The organism is Frankia sp. Mgl5 (assembly GCF_023242985.1).
Classification (GTDB): Bacteria; Actinomycetota; Actinomycetes; order Frankiales; family Frankiaceae; genus Parafrankia; species Parafrankia soli.
This window is the reverse complement of the sequence record NZ_JALKFY010000605.1, coordinates 40,304-61,149: the sequence shown is the minus strand read 5'-3', so window position 1 is coordinate 61,149 and position 20,846 is coordinate 40,304. Positions and strand designations below refer to the sequence as shown.

16 protein-coding genes, 1 pseudogene and 1 riboswitch are annotated in these 20,846 nt (G+C 71.6%); of the genes and pseudogenes, 14 read left to right on the top strand and 3 right to left on the bottom strand.

The annotated features are described in order from the left end of the window. Window positions 1–115: 115 nt before the first annotated feature. The 5 genes from arc to prcA all read left to right on the top strand — a co-directional run bounded on the left by arc (window position 116) and on the right by prcA (window position 6,443). Window positions 116–1,921: a proteasome ATPase gene (gene arc, locus MXD62_RS11505; protein ID WP_248829282.1), complete on the top strand. Its 1,806-nt coding sequence runs from the start codon at window positions 116–118 to the stop codon at window positions 1,919–1,921. 503 nt (window positions 1,922–2,424) lie between these two features. Further along, window positions 2,425–3,942, top strand: a complete 1,518-nt coding sequence (gene dop, locus MXD62_RS11500; RefSeq protein ID WP_368862394.1) for a depupylase/deamidase Dop — start codon at window positions 2,425–2,427, stop codon at window positions 3,940–3,942. A 220-nt stretch (window positions 3,943–4,162) separates the two neighbouring features. Further along, entirely contained in the window at window positions 4,163–4,381 is a 219-nt protein-coding gene (locus tag MXD62_RS11495) for a ubiquitin-like protein Pup (RefSeq protein WP_018499886.1), read from the top strand. Window positions 4,382–4,891: 510 nt separating this feature from the next. Further along, window positions 4,892–5,716 carry a proteasome subunit beta gene (gene prcB, locus MXD62_RS11490; RefSeq protein WP_248829281.1) on the top strand — a complete coding sequence of 275 codons (825 nt, stop codon included), beginning with the start codon at window positions 4,892–4,894 and terminating at the stop codon, window positions 5,714–5,716. A gap of 1 nt (window position 5,717) precedes the next feature. Then, window positions 5,718–6,443, top strand: a complete 726-nt coding sequence (gene prcA, locus MXD62_RS11485) for a proteasome subunit alpha (RefSeq protein ID WP_071063554.1) — start codon at window positions 5,718–5,720, stop codon at window positions 6,441–6,443. Between the two features lie 333 nt (window positions 6,444–6,776). Here prcA and MXD62_RS11480 read toward each other — a convergent pair. The 3 genes and pseudogenes from MXD62_RS11480 to MXD62_RS11470 all read right to left on the bottom strand — a co-directional run. Continuing rightward, window positions 6,777–7,364 (bottom strand): annotated as a pseudogene (locus tag MXD62_RS11480) (cyclopropane-fatty-acyl-phospholipid synthase family protein); the annotation flags it as partial. Further along, a complete protein-coding gene (rsgA, locus tag MXD62_RS11475; RefSeq protein ID WP_248829280.1) occupies window positions 7,361–8,272 on the bottom strand; it encodes a ribosome small subunit-dependent GTPase A in 912 nt (303 codons plus the stop codon). The gene rsgA and the pseudogene MXD62_RS11480, both read right to left, overlap by 4 nt. 773 nt (window positions 8,273–9,045) lie before the next feature. Further along, on the bottom strand, window positions 9,046–9,810 hold the full coding sequence (locus MXD62_RS11470) for a dienelactone hydrolase family protein (protein ID WP_248829279.1): 765 nt from the start codon (window positions 9,808–9,810) through the stop codon (window positions 9,046–9,048). Between the two features lie 241 nt (window positions 9,811–10,051). Between MXD62_RS11470 and MXD62_RS11465 the strand changes: the two genes are divergently transcribed. From MXD62_RS11465 to MXD62_RS11425, 9 genes are all read left to right on the top strand, one after another. After that, on the top strand, window positions 10,052–11,218 hold the full coding sequence (locus MXD62_RS11465) for an ABC transporter permease (protein WP_248829278.1): 1,167 nt from the start codon (window positions 10,052–10,054) through the stop codon (window positions 11,216–11,218). Between the two features lie 10 nt (window positions 11,219–11,228). After that, window positions 11,229–12,587 (top strand): Pup--protein ligase, encoded by a 1,359-nt coding sequence (pafA, locus tag MXD62_RS11460; RefSeq protein ID WP_018499881.1) that lies wholly within the window; start codon window positions 11,229–11,231, stop codon window positions 12,585–12,587. Between the two features lie 160 nt (window positions 12,588–12,747). Continuing rightward, window positions 12,748–13,380, top strand: a complete 633-nt coding sequence (locus MXD62_RS11455) for an FKBP-type peptidyl-prolyl cis-trans isomerase (protein WP_248829277.1) — start codon at window positions 12,748–12,750, stop codon at window positions 13,378–13,380. Between the two features lie 121 nt (window positions 13,381–13,501). Further along, the gene (locus MXD62_RS11450; protein WP_368862395.1) at window positions 13,502–14,602 is read left to right on the top strand and encodes a helix-turn-helix transcriptional regulator; all 1,101 of its coding nucleotides are present in this window, start codon (window positions 13,502–13,504) and stop codon (window positions 14,600–14,602) included. Continuing rightward, window positions 14,599–15,564, top strand: a complete 966-nt coding sequence (locus MXD62_RS11445; protein WP_248829275.1) for a YafY family protein — start codon at window positions 14,599–14,601, stop codon at window positions 15,562–15,564. Before MXD62_RS11450 ends, MXD62_RS11445 begins: the two co-directional genes overlap by 4 nt. Next, window positions 15,561–15,785: a hypothetical protein gene (locus MXD62_RS11440; protein WP_071063543.1), complete on the top strand. Its 225-nt coding sequence runs from the start codon at window positions 15,561–15,563 to the stop codon at window positions 15,783–15,785. Before MXD62_RS11445 ends, MXD62_RS11440 begins: the two co-directional genes overlap by 4 nt. A gap of 215 nt (window positions 15,786–16,000) precedes the next feature. Beyond that, complete coding sequence (gene tatA, locus MXD62_RS11435; protein WP_248829274.1) at window positions 16,001–16,288, top strand: Sec-independent protein translocase subunit TatA; 288 nt, start codon at window positions 16,001–16,003, stop codon at window positions 16,286–16,288. A gap of 294 nt (window positions 16,289–16,582) precedes the next feature. Beyond that, complete coding sequence (gene tatC / locus MXD62_RS11430; RefSeq protein ID WP_248829273.1) at window positions 16,583–17,599, top strand: twin-arginine translocase subunit TatC; 1,017 nt, start codon at window positions 16,583–16,585, stop codon at window positions 17,597–17,599. Window positions 17,600–17,650: 51 nt separating this feature from the next. Then, on the top strand, window positions 17,651–20,644 hold the full coding sequence (locus MXD62_RS11425) for an RNA helicase (protein WP_248829272.1): 2,994 nt from the start codon (window positions 17,651–17,653) through the stop codon (window positions 20,642–20,644). Window positions 20,645–20,753: 109 nt separating this feature from the next. Beyond that, window positions 20,754–20,829, top strand: a riboswitch (cobalamin riboswitch). The last annotated feature ends 17 nt before the right edge of the window (window positions 20,830–20,846 follow it).

The following is a 20,846-nucleotide window of genomic DNA, read 5'->3' as shown; positions in this document are numbered from 1 at the left end:
CCGTAACCCGCTGTTTACGGCAAACCTGGGTCGTCCTCGCGCGACCGGCCTGCCAGCGGCGGTCACAACGGTAGTGTGGGTGCGTCCCGGTCAGCACGGGGGAGGTGGAGGCGCGGTGTCCGGTCCCCGTTCGGGCTCTGGCTCCGGTGGGAGCACGGGTCGTCCTGGTGACGCCGATTCTCAACGGTCGGCGTACGAGAAGGAAGTACACGAACTCACGACTCAGGTCACCTTCCTGGAGGAAGAAGTGGCCATGCTGCGACGGAGGCTGTCCGAATCGCCCCGACAGGTACGTGTCCTGGAGGAGCGACTAGCCCAGGCACAGGTGGAGCTACAGACCGCCACTGGGCAGAACGACAAGCTCGTCGCCACCCTTCGGGAGGCACGTGACCAGATCATCTCGTTGAAGGAGGAGGTCGACCGGCTCGCGCAACCGCCGAGCGGGTACGGCGTCTTCATCCGTGGCTACGACGACGGCACGGTCGACGTGTTCACGCAGGGCAGAAAGCTCCGCGTGACGGTGTCGCCGAACGTCGAAGCCGACGTCCTGCAGCCCGGTCAGGAGGTCATGCTCAACGAGGCGCTCAACGTCGTGGAGGTTCGCGCGTTCGAGCGGCAGGGCGAGATCGTCCTGCTCAAGGAGGTCCTCGAGAGCGGTGACCGGGCACTGGTGATCGGTCACACCGACGAGGAACGGGTCGTCATGCTGGCCCAGCCACTCCTCGACGGCCCGATCCGAGCCGGCGACTCGCTCCTCATCGAGCCACGGTCGGGGTACGCCTTCGAGCGGATCCCCAAGTCCGAGGTCGAGGAGTTGGTCCTCGAAGAGGTCCCAGACATCGGCTACGAGCAGATCGGCGGCCTGAAGGGCCAGATCGAGTCGATCCGCGACGCGGTCGAGCTGCCGTTCCTCTACAAGGAACTGTTCCTGGAGCACAAGCTCAAGCCACCGAAGGGCGTGCTGCTCTACGGCCCGCCCGGCTGCGGCAAGACGCTGATCGCCAAGGCCGTGGCGAACTCCCTGGCCAAGAAGGTCGAGGCACAGACAGGCCAGGGCTCCGGCCGGGCCTTCTTCCTCAACATCAAGGGCCCGGAGCTGCTCAACAAGTACGTAGGCGAGACCGAGCGGCAGATCCGGCTGGTGTTCCAGCGGGCGCGCGAGAAGGCGTCCGAGGGCATGCCGGTGATCGTGTTCTTCGACGAGATGGACTCGATCTTCCGGACCCGTGGCTCGGGTGTCTCCTCGGACGTGGAGAACACGATCGTCCCGCAGCTGCTCAGCGAGATCGACGGCGTCGAGCAGCTCGAGAACGTCATCGTGATCGGCGCGTCCAACCGAGAGGACATGATCGACCCGGCGATCCTGCGGCCGGGCCGGCTCGACGTGAAGATCAAGGTCGAGCGTCCGGACGCCGAAGCGGCCAAGGACATCTTCGCCAAGTACGTCATTCCCGAGCTCCCGCTGCACGCCGACGACCTCGCCGAGCACGGAGGCAACCGGGAGGCGACCTGCCAGGGCATGATCCAGCGGGTCGTCGAGCGGATGTACGCCGAGAGCGAGGAGAACCGCTTCCTCGAGGTCACCTACGCCAACGGTGACAAGGAGGTCCTGTACTTCAAGGACTTCAACTCGGGCGCGATGATCGAGAACATCGTGGCCCGGGCGAAGAAGATGGCGGTGAAGGACCTCATCGAGAGCAAAGTCCGCGGTCTGCGCATGCAGCACCTGCTGTCGGCGTGCCTGGACGAGTTCAAGGAGAACGAGGACCTGCCGAACACCACGAACCCGGACGACTGGGCCCGGATCTCCGGCAAGAAGGGTGAGCGGATCGTCTACATCCGCACGCTCGTCACCGGAACCAAGGGCACCGAGGCCGGGCGGTCGATCGACACCATCGCGAACACCGGCCAGTACCTCTAGGTCGTTCGCGGGGCGGGGGCCAGCCGCCCGCCGTGGTCGCCACGCGGCGGCCGTCTCGTTGACGAGGCGGCCGCCGCGTCGTGGTTTCGCGGGCCCGGTGAACCCCGGCCGTGCCCACCGGCTGCCCGCCAGCCGGTCCGCGAGCCGTGCCCGCCGGCTGGAGCCGCCGGTCGAGTGGCCGGTTGAGTGGCCGTGCCGTCGGGCGTCGCACTGCCCAAGATAGTCAACGATGTTGACGCCCATCCTTGACCATTTTGATCTTCAAAACGGGCTTGTGGTGGTCTCCTGCCGTCGCTGTGAGAAGACGGACACGCAGCCCAGTGGCCGTCGAACAGGCTGACGGGCTGCCACGTCGCCGATCACCCGAATGCCGGCACCCGCGGGGCTGTCGGCGTGGCGGGGGAGGTCTCCGGGCGTTCCCGAAGCTTCCTGGCAAGAGGTTCGGAACGACCAAGGGCGGCGTCCGGCCAACCCGGCGGCCCGCCAGCACCTACGCTTGCAGAGTGAGCGTGCGCCGGATCATGGGGACCGAGACCGAATACGGCGTGTCCGTGCCCGGTCAACCCAACACAAACCAGATGCTGGCTTCGTCGTTGGTCGTGAACTCTTACGCCAACAGGGCCGCCACCGGGGGCAGTCGAGCTCGGTGGGACTTCGAGGAGGAGTCCCCCCTGCGAGACGCCCGCGGCTTCGAGCTGCCCAGAGAGCCGGTGGTCGATCCTGGCGCGCCCGCGAACGAGGACGACCTCGGGCTGGCCAACGTCATCCTGACCAACGGCGCGCGCTTCTACGTCGATCATGCGCACCCCGAGTTCTCGACCCCCGAGGTGACGAACCCGCGCGACATCGTCCTCTGGGACAAGGCGGGGGAGCGGGTGATGGCAGAGGCAGCCCGCCGTGCGCTGACTGTCCCCGGCACGATGCCCGTGCACCTGTACAAGAACAACACCGACAACAAGGGTGTCTCCTACGGCTGCCATGAGAACTACCTCATGGCGCGGGCGACCCCGTTCGGGGAGATCGTGCGGCACCTGACGCCGTTCTTCGTCTCCCGCCAGGTGATATGCGGCGCCGGCCGGGTCGGCATCGGCGTGGACGGGCGTGAGTCCGGGTTCCAGATCAGCCAGCGCTCGGACTTCTTCGAGGTCGAGGTCGGACTGGAGACCACCCTCAAGCGCCCCATCATCAACACCCGGGACGAGCCCCACGCCGACCCGGAGAAGTACCGGCGTCTGCACGTGATCATCGGTGACGCCAACATGAGCGAGATCGCCACCTACCTCAAGGTGGGGATGACCTCGCTCGTCCTGGCCATGATCGAGGAGGGCTGGCTCCAGGTCGACCTGTCGGTGGACGCGCCGGTCGCGACGCTGCGGGCGATCTCCCACGACCCCTCGCTGCGGTATCTGCTCACCCTGCGCGACGGTCGGAAGATGACCGCCGTGCAGCTCCAGATGGAGTACTTCGAGCAGGCCCGCAAGTTCGTCGAGGACAGGCTCGGCACGGACGTCGACCCGCAGACGGCCGACGTGCTCTCCCGGTGGGAGTCGGTGCTCGGTCGCCTCGAGGTCGACCCGATGACCTGCTTGCGGGAGCTCGACTGGGTGGCCAAGCTGTCGATCATCGAGGGCTACCGCTCCCGTGACGCCCTGGCGTGGGACTCGCCGCGGCTGCAGCTCGTCGACCTCCAGTACCACGACGTGCGGCCGGAGAAGGGCCTCTACAACCGCCTGGTGGCCCGGGGCCGCTTCGACCTCCTCCTGAGCGAGGAAGAGGTCACCAGGGCGATGACGGAGCCTCCGGAGGACACCAGGGCGTACTTCCGGGGGCGTTGCCTGGAGCTCTACCCGCAGCAGGTGGCGGCCGCGTCCTGGGACTCGGTCATCTTCGACATCGGGCGGGACTCGCTGCAGCGGGTGCCGACCCTTGAGCCGCTGCGTGGCACCAAGGCGCACGTGGGCGAGCTGCTCGCCCGCTGCCCCACCGCCGCCGACCTGGTGGACGCCCTGTCGGGTAACTGACAGCCGGTGGGGTCTCGCGGTGGTCTTCCCGAGACTTCGCGCCGTACCGACGCGAAGTCTCGGCGCGCCGGTGGCACCACCATCGACCAGCACATTTTGCGCCCTCGGCGGACGAGGCGACGTCGCCGGGTGTTCGTGATGGAGTGGACCTCGTACCGATCCACCGGAAGCAGTCGGCGGAGCGGGATAGTGTCGCCCCAGGCGATCGAAGGAGGCTCCCATGGCCCAGAGGGACACCGGTGGCGGGCAGCAGCGCACCGGCCGCCGTGATGACGAGACCGCCGAGGCCGAGGTTGAGGAATCGGGCGCCTCGGATCTCAAGGAAAGGCACGAGAAGCTCTCTGAGGACGTCGACTCCCTGCTCGACGAAATCGACGACGTTCTCGAGGAGAACGCCGAGGAGTTCGTGAAGGGATACGTCCAGAAGGGCGGTCAGTAGGGTCTGACTCCCCGCGGCCGGTTCGGCCGGACGAGCCACATGCGCCCGTTCGGCCGGTCGCCGGGGGAGTCAACGCGGCGACCGGTGCCGCGGGAGGCCCCGCTGCCCGACGCGTCCCGGGGCCGTGCCCTGGATCGCGATGCCCGCGCCCGGGGTGTGCCCGATGCCTAGGGTGTGCCCGATGGCGGTGGACGTCGTGTGTGCGCGTCGGCACGTGGATCGCTCAGCTGTCCTGGTGTCTCCCGCTGCGAGCGAGGTCGGCGCCTGGGGGGGCAGGGCCTACCGAGGGGCGCGCAGGCCCGCTGAGGCCGCCGAGTGCCACCGCGGCGGCGCGCCCGGGACCGCGGCCTGGGACCACGCGATTTGGGACCGCGACTGGGACGGAGCGGGACCACGGCCACCCTGCCGGCCTGGCACGTGGCATGTTGTGCATCACCCGGAGCCTTGGGCTGGGCCGCCTCGGACCATCCTGGGCCGCCGGCTCACGATCGACTATCTGAAGGGGGATGCGTGCCCGATCCAACGGGTGTCGCCGGGCGTCTACCGGCTGTGTTCATGACACCGGGAACGTCGTCGTTCACCGATTTCCTGTCCGTCGCGGCTCCGGACCTGCTTCCGGGCGCCCGGGGCCCGCTGCCCGCTCCGGTGACCGATGCGGCTCACGGCACCACCATCGTGGCCGTGACGTTCCCCGGTGGCGTGATCATGGCCGGCGACCGCCGCGCGACGCAGGGGCACATGATCGCCCAGCGTGACGTCGAGAAGGTCCACCACGCGGACGAGTTCTCCTGCGTCGGCTACGCCGGCACGGCCGGTGTGGGCGCCGAGCTGATCCGTCTGTTCCAGGTCGAGCTCGAGCACTACGAGAAGATCGAGGGCTCCACGCTGAGCCTGGACGCGAAGGCCAACCGGCTCGCGTTCATGGTCAAGGGGAACCTGGGCATGGCGATGCAGGGCCTCGCGGTCATCCCGCTGTTCGCCGGCTTCGACACCGAGACCGGCGAGGGGCGGATCTTCTCCTACGACATCGCCGCGGCGAAGTCCGAGGAGCGCACCTACGAGTCGATCGGGTCGGGCTCGGTCTTCGCCCGCGGCTCGCTGAAGAAGCGCTATCGGGCCAACCACAGCCAGGACGACGCGATCCGGATCAGCGTCGAGGCTCTCTACGACGCCGCCGACGACGACTCGGCGACCGGTGGGCCGGACCTCATCCGCAAGCTGTATCCGATCGTCGCCTCGGTGACCGCCGACGGATACCGTCGCCTCACCGATGACGAGGTCGGCCCGGTGGTCGACTTGATCATCGCCGACCGCGCGCAGAACTCAGGAGGCTGACGTGACCATGCCGTTCGGCTACGCAAGTCCCGAACAGCAGGTCCGGGACAAGTCCGAGTACGCGCGCAAGGGCATCGCGCGCGGCCGGAGCGTGGTCGTCCTCACCTACGTCGACGGCATCCTGTTCGTCGCCGAGAACCCGTCGACGACCCTGCACAAGATCAGCGAGATGTACGACCGCATCGGCTTCGCCGCGGTGGGGAAGTACAACGAGTTCGAGAACCTCCGCACGGCCGGCATCCGGATCATGGACACCCGCGGCTACATGTACGACCGGCGGGATGTCACGAGCCGGGCGCTCGCGAACGCCTACGCGCAGACCCTCGGCGCGATCTTCACCGAGAGCATCAAGCCCTACGAGGTGGAGATCGTCGTCGCCGAGGTGGGGCACACCGCCGCGGATGACCAGATCTTCCGTCTCACCTACGACGGCTCGATCGCCGACGAGCGTGGCTTCATCGCGATCGGCGGTCAGTCCGAGCAGGTGCTGACCTCCCTGCGGGAGCACCACACGGAGGGCCAGCCGCTCGCCACCGCGCTGCGCGTGGCGGTGGACGCGCTCACCGCCGGCGCGCCGCCCGGGGCGCAGAACGGGGAGCGCACGCTGACGGCCGGGAACCTCGAGGTCGCGATGCTCGACCGGAAGCGCTCCCGGCGGTTGTTCAAGCGGATCGTCGGCAGCCAGCTCGACGGACTGCTCGAGGAGACCGCCCCGCCCGCGTCCTGACGCGCGGGTGTCGGGAGGTCCCCTCGTCCGTCGTCCTTTCCGGGTCTCCCGGGTTCGATCCGTGGCCTCCCAGGGGCACTGAGTCCCATCGAGAGGCCACGGATCGTCGGCCCCCGGCGGCCGGCGCGGGCGCAGGACGAAACCCATATAGCCGTAGTCGGCTCCGTGGGTCCGCCGAAGCGTGATCTCGGCCCGACACGAGTCCAGCGCGGCTCGGCCGGCCGCCGTCCCGAGACCGGTCCGCTCCGCCTGATCGAGGCGGGCGCTCAGCGGGTCGTAGTACTCCGCCCACCAGTCGCTGTCCGGCTGCTGGAATGTCGCCACCACCTCGTAGCCCGCGGCGCGGGCCACGTCCGCCGTCGCCGCGACCGTTCGCAGCGGGTAGACCGCGTCCCAGAACGCCCTCGCCGGCGGCGCAGGATCATCGACCGTCCAGACCGGCTCGGACACCACGAGCACCCCGGCCGGAGCCAGTAACCGCCGCCACGCCCGCAGTGCGGCGGCGAAGCCCATGATGTACGCCGAGCCCTCCGCCCAGACGAGGTCGAAGGCGCCGTCCGGGCATGGCAGATCGGTCATCGACGCGAGTACGGGACGGATCCACCCGCCCAGCCCCGACGCCGCGGCCGAGTGTCGCAGCTCCGCCAGGAAAGGGTGGTGCAGGTCGACCGCGGTGACGTCCGCGCGGGCGACCCGCGCGAGCACCAGTGACGCGCGCCCCGGACCGCATCCGATGTCGAGGGCGCGGGGCCGGTCGGGCAGCAGGCCGGCCAGTTCCAGCAGCCGGCGTGTCGTTGCGTCCGACCCGGCGGACTGGCGCGGCAGTCCTTCGTGCAGCACCCAGAACACCCGAGTGATCTCACGCGCGGTGTCCGTTCCGTCCGTTCCGTCTGACCGGCCCGCTTCGCCTCGCCCGGTCATCGCTGGCGCCCCTGCCGCTCGCGGCCGGTGTAGAGGCGCCGCTGTTCCCTGCGGATGGCCTTCCAGCGCGCCCGCTCTTCCGCGGCCAGGCGGGCGTCCCCGCGTGACTGGATCCAGGCGTTCTCGCGCCGCAGTTTGCGGTAGCTCCGCAGCCGCCGCTCGGGCAACGAGCCGTTCTCGACCGCGGCGAGCACCGCGCAGCCGGGTTCCGTGTCGTGCGCGCAGTCCGCGTACCGGCAGGCCACGGCGAGATCGGCGATCTCCGTGAAGGTCGCGTCGAGCCCCTGCTCGGCATCCCACAGGCCCACGCCGCGGATCCCGGGCGTGTCGATCAGAATTCCGCCGGAGGACAGCGCGATCAGCTCCCGTCTGACGGTTGTGTGCCGCCCCTTCCCGTCTGCGGCGCGGACTCGCCCCACCGCCAGCCGCTCCTCGCCGAGCAGAGCGTTGACCAGCGTTGATTTGCCGACGCCGGAGGGCCCGACCAGCACCGCCGATCGGCCGGGCGGCGACGTCCCGGCGAGTGCGGCGCGCAGTGCGTCCATGCCGGTGCCGTCCAGCGCGCAGACGGTGAGGATGTCGGTTCCGGGCGCGGCGGCGGCCACCGCGTCGAGCGTGGACGGGCCGAGTCTTTCCGTGTCCTCGCGTGGCACCAGGTCGGCCTTGGTCAGGACGATCAGCGGCTGGGCGCCACTCTCCCAGGCTAGTGCGAGCAGCCGTTCGAGCCGGGCGAGATCAGGCGCGGCCGAGAGCGCGGCGACGATCACCACGAGGTCGATGTTCGCCGCGAGCACCTGCCCGTCGGACCTGCGCGAGGCCGAGGAGCGGACGAGAGCGCTGCGTCGCGGCAGCAGCTCGGCGACCACCAGATGCGCTGCTCCGGTGCTCGGAATGGACGGCGTGGGCACGGAGGCTCCGACGGCCACCCAGTCGCCCGTGCACGGCGACAGATCCGACCCGGCGGGAAGTGCACGACCGATCTCGGCACTCACCGGGCCGTGCTCGGTGATCAGCTCGCAGCGTCCCCGGTCGCGCCGGAGGACCCGTGCGGGTGCCAACCCGGCGTCGCGGCGGGGCGCGAACCCCGCCTCGTCGCCGTCGGTCCAGCCATGACGGACCAGATCGGAACCGGTCGTGCCGGTCCTCCCCGGCGAGGGCGCCGTGGGAGTAGGGGGAGCCGCGGTGTCGGGCGGTGGCGGGTCGAAGGACGGGGATCGCCGGCCCGACTGGACCCGCGGAGAACGTGACAAGTGTTGAGAAGACAACGTCGAGACCCTTGGAACGGGGGCCCCACTGGACGCGCGCCACCCATGGCGTGCGAGGAGACCACGCGGCCGAAACCGGGTGGTGGGGTGGGCGACGTCAGTCGGTGGCCCGGTGGAGGCGGCGGAGCAGTGCGTCCTGGGCAAACACCGTCTGCGCGGCCATGGCCCACCTCCTGCGTGATCTCGGCGGCCCGGCGGCTCCGTTCCCAGGCCGACTCGGGCTGATCCGTTCGTGTCGGCGGGACGTTACACCGCCCGCGTGCGCGCCACCAACGAGTTTTCCGTCCGGCTCGCCGAACACGCCGTTCCCCTTGTCGCGCCGAGGGCGCCGTCCCGGCGGGCGGCCTCCCTGCGAGGTGTCCCGGCCCGTCCGGGTACGGCGCGGACGGCTCACATCGGCCCCGCGGCCACCAGGGTCAGGACGGGCGTACGCGCCTGTCGAGGAAGGCGAGGGTGCGCTGCCACGCGTCGGCCGCCGGCCCGGGGCGGTGTACGGCGGATCGGTCGTGGCTGTGGAAGGCGTGGCCGGCGCCCGGGTAGCTGACCAGTTCCGTCGGCTGCCCCGAACGGGCGGCGGCGGCCCGCAGGCCGGTGACGTCCGCCATGGGGATCATCGTGTCCTCCTCGCCGTAGAGACCCAGCCAGGGCCCGCGCAGCGACGGCGCGACCTCGAGCAGCGCCGGGACGCCCGGCCATGCCGGCGAGCTGACGGCTCCGCCGTAGAACGACACGGCCCCGGCCAGCGGCGTCCGCGTCGCGGTGAACAGCGCGACGGTGCCGCCCATGCAGAAGCCCACGATCGCGGTCTGCCCCGGCCCGAACCCGGCGTCGGCCAGGTGCCCCACGCAGTCGTCGACGTCGGCGGAGATCCCGGCGCCGGTCAGCGTCGCCATCTGCGGCAGCGCACCGGCCCACGAATCCGCCGGGTCGACCTCGGCGATGCCGTCCCGGTGGTAGAGGTGCGGCGCGATCGTCAGGTAGCCCGCCTCGGCGAGGTCGTCGCAGACGGACAGGAGGTAGGGGGTGATCCCGCGGGCGTCCTGGATCACGATGACGCCGCCCCGGGGCGGGTCGTCGGCGGCGGGTGCGATCACCGTCGCCGGGGTACGGCCGCGGGCGGACACGTCGGTCCGCAGGCGACGGGTTCGCTGCTCGTTCGTCTCGGCTGTCATGGCCGCCATCTTTCCCCCGGATTACCAGTCCCATCACCATCCGGGCCGGGTGCTCACGAGTCGGGCCACCTCCGGGTACCCGCGTGCTGCGTGCCGGGTGTCGGGTGCCGGGTGCGGTGGGTGGTCTGGGCCGGACACGCCGCCTGCGGCCCGCCACCGCGCCGTCGCACCGTGATCTGAGCGACGCTGCACGTCGCTCACCTTCAGTGTCTGAATGGCGACGGATCCCAGTGATCGTAGTGGAGGGCCGATGGATCTGACGGCGGAACACGGGCGCTGGCACCGCCTCCGAGCCGCGGCGGGCCGCGCCACCGGACCTGTGCGCCGCACGGCCGGACCTGTGCGCCGCACGGCGGTGACGGTCGTCGGGATGTCCGTCCTGCTCGGCCTCGTCGTCTGTCTCTACGGCTCCACGGTCACCTCGGTGCGTCCCCGTGGGCTTCCCGTGGTCGTCGCCGGCCAGCCGCAGGGCGCGAAGGCCATCACGGAGGCGGTCGAACGGATGTCGCCGGGCGCCCTGCGCATCGGTGTCGTCCCGGACGCCGCCGCCGCCGACCGGGTGCTGCGCGACCGGAAGGCTTACGCCGCGTTCGTCATCACCGACGACGGGCTCGCGCTGCGCCTCGCGTCCGCGGCGAGCCCCGCCGTGGCCGAGGCGCTGGTCCGCGGAATGTCGGTGACGTTTCCCGATCTGCGGATCCCCGTCGTCGACGTCGTCCCCAACGCCTCCGCCGATCATCAGGGTGGCGGGGTGTCCGCCGGCTACCTGCCGCTGGTGCTGATCGCGGCGGCGGCGGGCGTGCTGCTGGCGCGCGCCGCCCGGACGAGGCAGGCCCGTCTCGGTGGCCTCGTCGGCTTCATGGTGGCCGCCGGGGTGGCCGGCACCCTGGCCCTCGGTGGGGGTCTCGACGTGCTGCCCGACACGTTCGGGGGCAGCGTGGTCGTCCTGGCGATGGTCGCCGGGGCCGTGGTGGCACCCGTCCTCGGGCTGGGCGCGGTGGCCGGGGGGCGCGGGCTCGTCGCGGCTGTCGGCGTGACCGTGCTCGGTGCGGCCCTCTCCGGCGCGTCGTCGGCGCCGGAGATGCTGCCGACGCCGTGGGGCGGCCTGGGTCAGCTGCTGCCGCCCGGAGCGGGGGTGACCCTGCTGCGGTCCACCCTGTACTTCGATGGCGCCGGTGGCGGGCGTGCGGCGGCCGTCCTGGCGATCTGGGTGGTCGCCGGGATCGCCCTGATCCTGCTCGGCCGGGAGCGCGCGGGCGGCGCCGGGACGATCCCGGCCGGGACGTCGGTTCCGAGCGAAGCCACCGCCGCGCCGGCGGCGGCCGCGGTCGCCGCCGGGCTGGTCGTGCGCCCCCGGGAGGCCACAGCTGAGACCAGCCCGAGCGTCTCCCCACGCGAAGGCGGGTTCCGAGCATAGGGTCGGTCTCGTGGATCGCCGCATCTTCGGGCTGGAGAACGAGTACGGCGTCACCTGCGTGTTCCGCGGGCAGCGAAGGCTGTCGCCGGACGAGGTGGCCCGTTACCTGTTCCGACGCGTCGTGTCCTGGGGTCGTAGCAGCAACGTGTTCCTCAAGAACGGCGCCCGGCTCTACCTGGACGTCGGCAGCCACCCGGAGTACGCCACCCCCGAGTGCGACTCCGTGCCCGATCTGGTGACGCACGACAAGGCGGGCGAGCGGATCCTCGAGGGCCTGCTCGTCGAGGCGGAGCGCCGGCTGCGCGAAGAGGGCATCGCCGGGGACATCCACCTGTTCAAGAACAACACCGACTCGGCGGGGAACAGCTACGGCTGCCACGAGAACTACCTCGTGGGGCGGCACGGCGAGTTCAGCCGCCTGGCGGACGTGCTGGTCCCGTTCCTGGTCAGCCGGCAGATCCTGTGCGGCGCGGGCAAGGTCCTGCAGACCCCGCGCGGGGCGGTGTACTGCATCTCCCAGCGCGCCGAGCACATCTGGGAGTCGGTGTCGTCGGCGACGACCCGCTCGCGTCCGATCATCAACACCCGCGACGAGCCGCACGCGGACGCCGAGCGCTTCCGCCGGCTGCACGTCATCGTCGGTGACTCGAACATGAGCGAGACGACGATGCTGCTCAAGCTGGGCTCCACCGACCTGGTGCTCCGCATGATCGAGGCGGGGGTCGTCCTGCGCGACATGTCGCTGGAGAACCCGATCCGGGCGATCCGCGAGGTGTCCCACGACATGACCTGCCAGCGTCGGATCAAGCTGGCGAACGGCCGTGAGGTGAGCGCGCTGGACATCCAGCGCGAGTACTACTCGAAGGCGGTCGAGTTCGTCGAGCGGCGCGGCGGGGACGCCGTGGCGAAGCGGGTGCTCGACCTGTGGGGCCGCACCCTGCTCGCGATCGAGACCGAGGACCTGGAGCTGGTCGCCCGGGAGATCGACTGGGTCACCAAGTTCGTCCTCATCGACCGCTTCCGGCTCAAGCACGGGCTGTCGCTGGCGTCGCCGCGGGTGGCCGAGCTCGACCTGAAGTACCACGACATCCACCGTGACCGCGGGCTCTACTACCGGATGGAGCGGGCCGGCCTGGTCGAGCGGGTCACCCGCGACCTCGACATCTTCGAGGCGAAGTCGGTGCCGCCGCAGACCACCCGGGCCCGGCTGCGCGGGGAGTTCATCAAGCGGGCGCAGGAGAAGCGGCGCGACTTCACCGTCGACTGGGTGCACCTCAAGCTCAACGACCAGGCCCAGCGCACGGTGCTGTGCAAGGACCCGTTCCGGTCGGTGGACGACCGCGTCGACAAGCTGATCGCGAGCATGTAGGCCGCGCCGGCCCGGCCGGCCGGTGTCGTGCCGAAGCGCGGAGGCCTGTCCTCTACAGTCTGACTCCACAGGTTCAGGCAGCTCGAGCGCGTGGCGCCGGCCGGCGGCCCCGCGTGCCGCGGCGGCGGTGCCGCGCAGTATCCAGAGGATCTTTGCTTCCGTGATCTCTTCGCTTCGTGGTGTCATCGCCCGCCGCCGTCACCGGCTGGCCGCCCTCGCCCTCCCCGCCGTCCTGCTGGTGCCGCTCGCCGCGTGCAGCTCGTCGGACACGCCCGACGGGACGGCCGCCGCGCCGGTCCCGTCCGCCGCGCAGGACGCCGGTGCGCGGGCGGGCGGCCCGCCGGCCGTCGAGAACGCCGTGGACCTCACCCAGAAGCCCGTAGCGGCGGCGGGCAAGGGCCTGGCCCCGACCGACCTGGTCACCCAGGATCTGGTGACCGGTGAGGGCGCGGCGGCCAGCGCGACGAGCACCGTCCAGATCCAGTACGTCGGCACCATCTGGAAGACCGGCAAGGAGTTCGACTCGAGCTGGGAGCGGGGCGCCCCGGACACCTTCTCCCTGCTCCGGACGGTCCCCGGCTTCGGTCAGGGCATCGACGGGATGAAGGCGGGCGGCCGCCGGCTGATCGTGATCCCGCCGGAGCTCGGCTACGGGCCGATGGGCGGCCAGCCGCCGACAATCATGGCTGATGACTCGCTGGTGTTCATCGTCGACCTGCTCGAGGTCGTGCCGGCCGGCGCCGAAGAGGGCACGTCGCAGGGCACGGCCGATCCGGGGGCCGGGTCTCTCTGACGCGTCGCGTCGCCGCCCCGGCAGGGTAGGCCCTGGCCGGGGCCACGACGGTCCTCGCCGCCCCGCGGCGGCGGCGGGGCGGTTACCACGTTGACGTCGAGTGCGGCTAGCCTCATCCGATGTGTCCCGCCGACGGCTGGAGCGTCTGCTCAACCTGACGATGTGCCTGATGGCGACATCGCGGTTCCTCACCGTGTCCCAGATCGGGGAGATGGTGGAGGGGTACGACCCGGGGGAGTCGGAGGAGGCGCAGGAGGCCTACCGGCGCATGTTCGAGCGCGACAAGCAGTACCTGCGCGAGCTCGGCATCCCGGTCGAGACCGGCCAGGATTCGGCGTTCAGCGACGAGCTCGGCTACCGCATCCGCCGCGGCGACTACGCGCTCGGGGAGATCTCCCTCGACCCGGACGAGTTCGCGGCGCTCGCGCTGGCCGCCTCGCTGTGGTCGAGCGCGACCCTCGCCGCCCCGGCCGCGAGCGCGCTGCGCAAACTGGCAGCCGCCGGTGCCCCGGTGCGCCCCGCCGGGCTGGGCGGGGCCGATCTCCTGGCGGGACCCTCCTCGGCGCTCGGGCCCGGCGGGTTCGAGGGCTTCGAGCCGCGGGTCGACACGGCCGAGCCGGCCTTCGAGGCGGCGCTCGCCGCCGTCCAGGCCGGCCGGGTGGTGCGCTTCCCCTACCGCCGTCCCGGGCAGACCGAGGACACCGAGCGGCACGTGCAGCCGTGGGGGGTGCTGTCCTGGCGGGGCCGCTGGTACCTGGTCGGGCACGACCTGCGGCGGGCCGCGCCACGGGTGTTCCGGCTCTCCAGGGTGACCGGCGGAGTGCGTGCGGTCGGCCCGCCCGGCGCGTTCACCGTCCCCCCCGATGTGGACCTGCGGGCGATGATCTCCTCGACGGAGCCGCCCGAGCACACCCGCAGCGCGTTGCTGCGGGTCCGGCGCGGGTGCGGGCACGCGCTGCGCCGCCGGGCCCGCCCGGCGGAGGCGCCGGGTCCTGACCTGCCCATGAACCCGGTGCCGGACACCGACCTGCTGAGCGTCGACTTCTCCGACGTGGAGCGGTTCGCCCACTGGATCGTCGGCTACGGGCCTGACGTGACCGTCATCGGTCCCGCAGACCTGCGCGCCGAGGTCATCCGCCGGCTGCGGGCCACCCTGGAAGCCACGGCGCCCGAACGCGGCACCCGGCCCGCCGGATGGCTGGCGAGGACCGGGCCGCGGTGAGCGGCTCCACCGACCGGTTCAGCAGGCTGCTGGCCCTCGTACCCTGGCTGCGGGCTCATCCCGGCGTGTCACTCGAGGCCGCGGCCGCGGAGTTCGACGTCACGGTGCGCCAGCTGCGCGACGACCTCGACCTGCTGTTCGTCTGCGGGCTGCCCGGCGGCGCGCCCGGCGACCTCATCGACGTCAGCTACTCCGGCGACCAGGTCACCGTCGTTGACCCCCAGACGCTCGACCGCCCGCTGCGGCTGTCGGCGGACGAGGCCACCGCGCTGCTCGTCGCCGCCCGGGCGCTCACCGACGTCCCCGGCCTGGCCGGGCGCGAGGCGCTCGATCAGGCACTGCGCAAGGTCGAGGACGCCGTCGGCGACGAGCCGGCCGGGCATGTGCGCGTCGCGCTCGACACCCACGACGAGGTGCTCGCCATCCTGCAGGGGGCGATCAGGGACCGCCGGCGCGTCCGGTTGCGTTACCTGGTGTGGTCGCGGGACGAGATGACGGTGCGCGATGTCGACCCGATGCGGGTGCTCGTCCGGGACGGGCACTGGTACCTCGAGGGATGGTGCCACCGGGCGTCGGCGGTGCGGCTGTTCCGGCTCGACCGCATCGACGGCCGCGGTGGGGCCGTCGTCCTGGACGTCGTCGCGCAGCCGCCGCCGACCGCGACGCCGCGCGACACCGCGGACGGCGTGTACCGGCCGGGGCCGGACGACATCCCGGTGCGCCTCGACCTGGAGCCGCAGGCCCGCTGGGTCGTCGACTACTACCCCGTCTCCGACGTGTGTGAGCTGCCCGACGGGGGAGTGTCGGTGCTGCTGCGGGTCTCCGAGCCGTCGTGGCTGAACCGGCTGGTCCTGGGCCTGGGTGCACAGGTGCGGCGGGTCGAGCCGGCCTCGGTGGCCGCGCGGGTCCACGAGCTGGCCGATCGTGCCCTCGCCGCCTACGCCGAGGAGCCCATAGGGTGACCGGTGTGCTGCTGCTGTTCGCTCACCTTGTGCTCACCGTCGGTTCGCTCGGCGTGCTCGTGCTGTGCGCGCTGCGCCTGTGGGGCAAGGTCCGCGCGACGAAGAACGCCGCGATGGACCTCAAGGACCACGCGGCCGAGCTGGCCACGAAGGCCGCGGAGCTGGCGGGGCGGCTGGAGTCGACCGAGGTCTCCAGCCGGCTCGCGAGCCGGGCCGGCTGACCTGCTGACCGGCCGCGCGGTGGGAGCGCCTTCGGGCCGGACGTGAACCGGACGACAGTCGCCATCCGATGTGGTGAGATAGCCGATCATCTCCACGTTGCGTACACGTCACCTGTGGGATACCCGGTTACGGTCTATCCCCTCCTAGGCTGACCGACGTAGCATCGATCGCGCACCGGTCTCCCGACCGGACCGGCAATCGGAGGACGCCTGCCATGCCAAACCTGGGCACGACCGAGATCATCATCATCGCGCTGGTTGTTCTGGTGCTCTTCGGCTCGAAGAAACTGCCAGACGCGGCGCGTTCCTTCGGCCGGTCGCTGCGCATCTTCAAGGCGGAGACGAAGGGCCTGCGCGACGACGACGCGAGCGCCGCTCCGGCCGCCCCGGCTCCGGCCGCGCAGCCCGTCGCCCCGCTTCCGATCGAGAGCCGCCCGGCCGCTCCGGCCGCGACCAGCCCGTCGGTCAACGGCGTGGCGCCGGTCGACGCCGAGCGCCACTGACCGTCCCAACACGGCCCGGGCAGGTGCCCCGGGTCGGCTGACCTGCGGCGGATCGTTCTCCACCGCGGGTCGACAGGCCTTCCGCGGGCGGGTCACGTCCGTCGCTGACGGCGGTCAGGTGCTCGGGCGCGGCGCGCGCCCGACCGCTGTCGGGGTCGGCTGCGCTCCCGTCCCGAGTACCCGGCGGGGGGCACGGCCTGATTGTGGGCCGTTCGCCCACCACTTGTATTCGTCGTCCCGTCAAGTCGATCGTCCCGATCGAGTGCCGTCCACATCGAGCAGGAGCCTCAGCCCGTGCCACGGTTGCCCAACCCGCGCAGGCTCGCCACGTCTGTGCACCATCGGCGCACACGCACGGTCGAGGACAGCCGGATGCCCCTCACCGAGCACCTGCGCGAGCTGCGGAACCGACTGGCCAAGGCGCTGATCGCCTTCGCCGTCGCCACGATCGTCTGCTTCATCGTCGAGCCGAATATTTTCCAGTGGCTGATCGATCCGTATTGCGCCCTACCTGCGGACAAGCGCGGTGACTTCAGCAGCGGCGACGGTTCGTGCCGGCTCTACTTCTTCGGCATTCTCGACGCCTTCACGATCCGGCTGAAGATTTCGATGATCTCCGGGGCGGTGTTCTCGGCACCGGTCTGGCTCTACCAGCTCTGGTCCTTCATCACCCCCGGCCTGCACCGCCACGAGCGCCGGTGGTCGCTGACGTTCGTCTGCTCGTCGCTGGTGCTCTTCGCCGCCGGTGGCTTCTTCGCCTACATCACGCTCGAGACCGGCCTGAACTTCCTGCTCGGCTTCGGCGGCGACGGCCTCGTCAGCATCCTCGACGGCAGCAAGTACCTCAGCTACGTCATCGCGATGCTGCTCGTGTTCGGGCTGTCGTTCGAGGTGCCGCTGCTGGTCACGATGCTGAACCTCGCCGGTCTCGTCACCACGGCGAAGCTGCGGTCCTGGCGGCGGGCCGAGATCTTCCTCGTGTTCGTGTTCGCGGCGGTGGTGACGCCCAGCCAGGACCCGTTCACCATGCTCGCGCTGGGCCTGCCGATGGTCATCCTCTACGAGGTGGCGCTGATCATCGGTTGGCTCAACGACCGGCGCAAGGCCCGCCGGGGGGACACGTCCCCCTACGCCGGCCTGGGCGACGACGAGACCTCCTCCCTCGACTTCGACGAGTCCGCGGGCGAGCGGGTCCCCCCGGCCCCGGCGCCGAGTACCGCCGACCCGCGGGCTACCGCGCAGGGCGACGCGGTCGCGGCCGGGGCCTCCGGCACCGCGACGGCCGACGGCTCCCACGGCGACATCACCTGACCGGCGCAACCCGGGTTCTGCGTTGCTCCCGGGCAGCGTAGGGTGAGCTTCGTGTCCTCCGCGCCCGGAGCCGTCGAGGAGTTCGCGGCCCGGTACCCGTTCGGGCTCGACCCGTTCCAGTCCGAGGCGGTCGCGGCGCTCGCGCAGGGCGAGGGTGTCCTCGTCGCCGCCCCGACGGGCGCCGGTAAGACCGTCGTGGGCGAGTTCGCCGCCCACCTGGCGCTCGCGACCGGCACACGCTGCTTCTACACCACCCCGATCAAGGCCCTGTCCAACCAGAAGTACACCGACCTGGTCGCCCGGTACGGCGCGGCCTCGATCGGCCTGCTGACCGGCGACACCTCGCGCAACGGGGACGCTCCGGTGGTCGTGATGACCACCGAGGTCCTGCGCAACATGCTCTACACCGAGGCCGCGGGCAGCGCCCGGCTGGACTCCCTCGGCTACGTCGTGATGGACGAGGTCCACTACCTCGCCGATCGCCAGCGCGGAGCCGTCTGGGAAGAGGTGATCATTCACCTGCCCCAGCACGTGCGGCTCGTCTCGCTGTCGGCGACGGTCAGCAACGCGGAGGAGTTCGCCGAGTGGCTGGTCACCGTCCGCGGGCACACTCGGGTGATCGTCAGTGAGCACCGCCCGGTGCCGCTGTTCCAGCACGTCCTCGCGGACCGGACGCTGCACGACCTGTTCGTCGACCAGCCGTCCGGGCTGGATCCGGGCGTCCCGGCGTTCTCGCGTCGCGGCCCGGGGCCGAACGGGCGGGGCGCCGCCCCAGGGTCCGTCGGGGGCGCCACCCCGGGCAGCCGGCCCGGCGCCCGTGCCGCTGAAGCCCGTGCCGCTGAAGCCCGTGTCGGTGATATCGCCGGTGCTGGTGCGGCGGCCGGGGGGCGGGCGGTCAACCCGGATCTGCTCCGGCTCGCCCGGGAGGAGTCCCGCGCGGTGTACGAGCGCGGCCGCGGGCCTCGGTCGTCGCGGCCGGGCCGGCCCGGCGCCGGGAACGGGAACGGGGCCGGGGCCGGGCGGCGCCGTTCCGGGCCGCCGAACCGGCCCGACGTCATCGTCCGGCTGGACCGTGCCGGCCTGCTGCCCGCGATCCTGTTCGTCTTCAGCCGGGTCGGCTGCGACGCCGCGGTGACGTCCTGCATCCAGGCGGGTCTGCGGCTGACGTCCCCCGACGAGCAGCGCGAGATCCGGGAACACGTACGGGCCCGGACGGCGGGAGTGCCCCAGGCCGATCTGGCCGTCCTGGGCTACTGGCAGTGGCTCGAAGGGCTGGAGCGGGGTATCGCCGCCCACCACGCAGGCATGCTCCCCACCTTCAAGGAGGTGGTGGAGGAGCTGTTCGTGCGTGGGCTCGTCCGCGCGGTGTTCGCCACCGAGACCCTGGCGCTCGGGATCAACATGCCCGCGCGCACCGTCGTCCTGGAACGGCTCACCAAGTTCAACGGCCAGACCCGCGCGGACATCACGCCCGGCGAGTACACGCAGCTCACCGGGCGGGCCGGGCGGCGCGGGATCGACGTCGAGGGCCACGCCGTCGTGCTGTGGCAGCCCGGGCTGGACCCGCTCGCCCTCGCCGGCCTGGCCTCGACCCGGACCTATCCGCTGAAGTCGTCGTTCCGGCCGTCCTACAACATGGCGGTCAACCTCGTCGGCCGCCTCGGCGCCGAGCGCGCGCGCACCGTCCTGGAGTCGTCGTTCGCCCAGTTCCAGGCGGACAAGGCCGTCGTCGGCATCGCCCGCGCGGTGCGCCGCAACCAGACGGCGATCGAGGAGCTGACCGCCGCCCTCGAATGCGACCGCGGCTCGGTCACCGAGTACGACGGGCTGCGCCGCCAGATCCGGGAGCGCGAGGCCGACCTGTCCCGCGCGGGGACGGTGCGCCGCCAGTCCGAGGTCGCCGCGGCGCTGGCGAAGCTGCGCAGCGGCGACGTGGTGCGCGTGCCGGCCGGGCGGCGCGGCGGGCTTGTCGTGGTGCTCGACGCCGGTGTCGACGAGGGCTCGGCGGAAGGGCCGCGCCCCGTCGTCCTCACCGAGGACCGCCAGGTCCGGCGCCTGTCGATGATTGATTTTCCGGTGGCCGTCGAGCCGCTGGCCCGGGTCCGTATCCCGAAGTCGTTCAATTCCCGCTCGCCGCAGGCACGCCGCGACCTGGCGTCGTCGCTGCGCAACATCCGGCTGCCGGAGGAGCCCGGCCGCCGCGAGCGGGCGCGTTCGCTGGCCGCGGACGACGCCGAGCTGGCCCGGCTGCGCCGCGCGATGCGGGCCCATCCCGTCCACGACTGCCCGGAGCGGGAGGCACACCTGCGCTCGGCGGAACGCATCGACCGCCTGCGCCGCGAGACAACCGGGCTCGAGCGCAAGGTCGAGGGGCGGACGAACACGGTGGCCCGGACCTTCGACCGGGTCCGTGACACGCTCGCCGAGCTCGGTTACCTGGCCGTCGGCGGCGACTCCGTCACCGACGCGGGCGCGATGCTGGCGCGCATCTACACCGAGCAGGACCTGCAGGTCGCGGAATGCCTGCGCACGGGAGTGTGGGAGGGGCTGACCCCACCCGCGCTGGCCGCCGCGGTCTCGACGCTGGTCTTCGAGCCACGCGGTGACGACGTCGCCGCGCCGACGATCCCCGGTGGGGGCGCGCTGCGCGACGCGCTCGCGGACATGGCGGGTGTCTACACCCGGCTGGGCGCCACGGAGGACCATCACCGGCTCGGGTTCCTGCGCCCGCCCGACCTCGGCTTCGTCGCGGTCGCGCACGGCTGGGCCTGCGGGCGCGGGCTGGAGAAGGTCCTCGAGGACGCCGGCGCGGACCTGACGGCGGGGGACTTCGTCCGCTGGATGCGCCAGCTCATCGACCTGCTGGACCAGATCGCGCAGGTCGCCCCGGTCTACGCGGCGAAGACGTCCGCCGGGCCGGCCTCGGGTGGGCCCACGGCGCAGGAGCGCGCCGGCACCGACGGGATCCTCGGCGTCGGCCGGGCCGCCCGGGCTGCGATAGACGCGATCCGCCGCGGCGTGGTCGCCTACTCGATGTCAGTGTGAGACCGGCACGACCTGCCGGGCGGTGGGCGGGGATGTGACAGGCGGAACTCGCTGTTGACGATTCCTTAAGGAACCTCGTAGCCTGTCGAGGCTAGTCGTGATGTTGACAGGAAGCCGGTGAGATACCGGCACGGCCGCGCCACTGTGACCGCTGGAGCATTCCGTTTCCAGTCCGGAAGTCAGACCCGTTTCATCACGAATC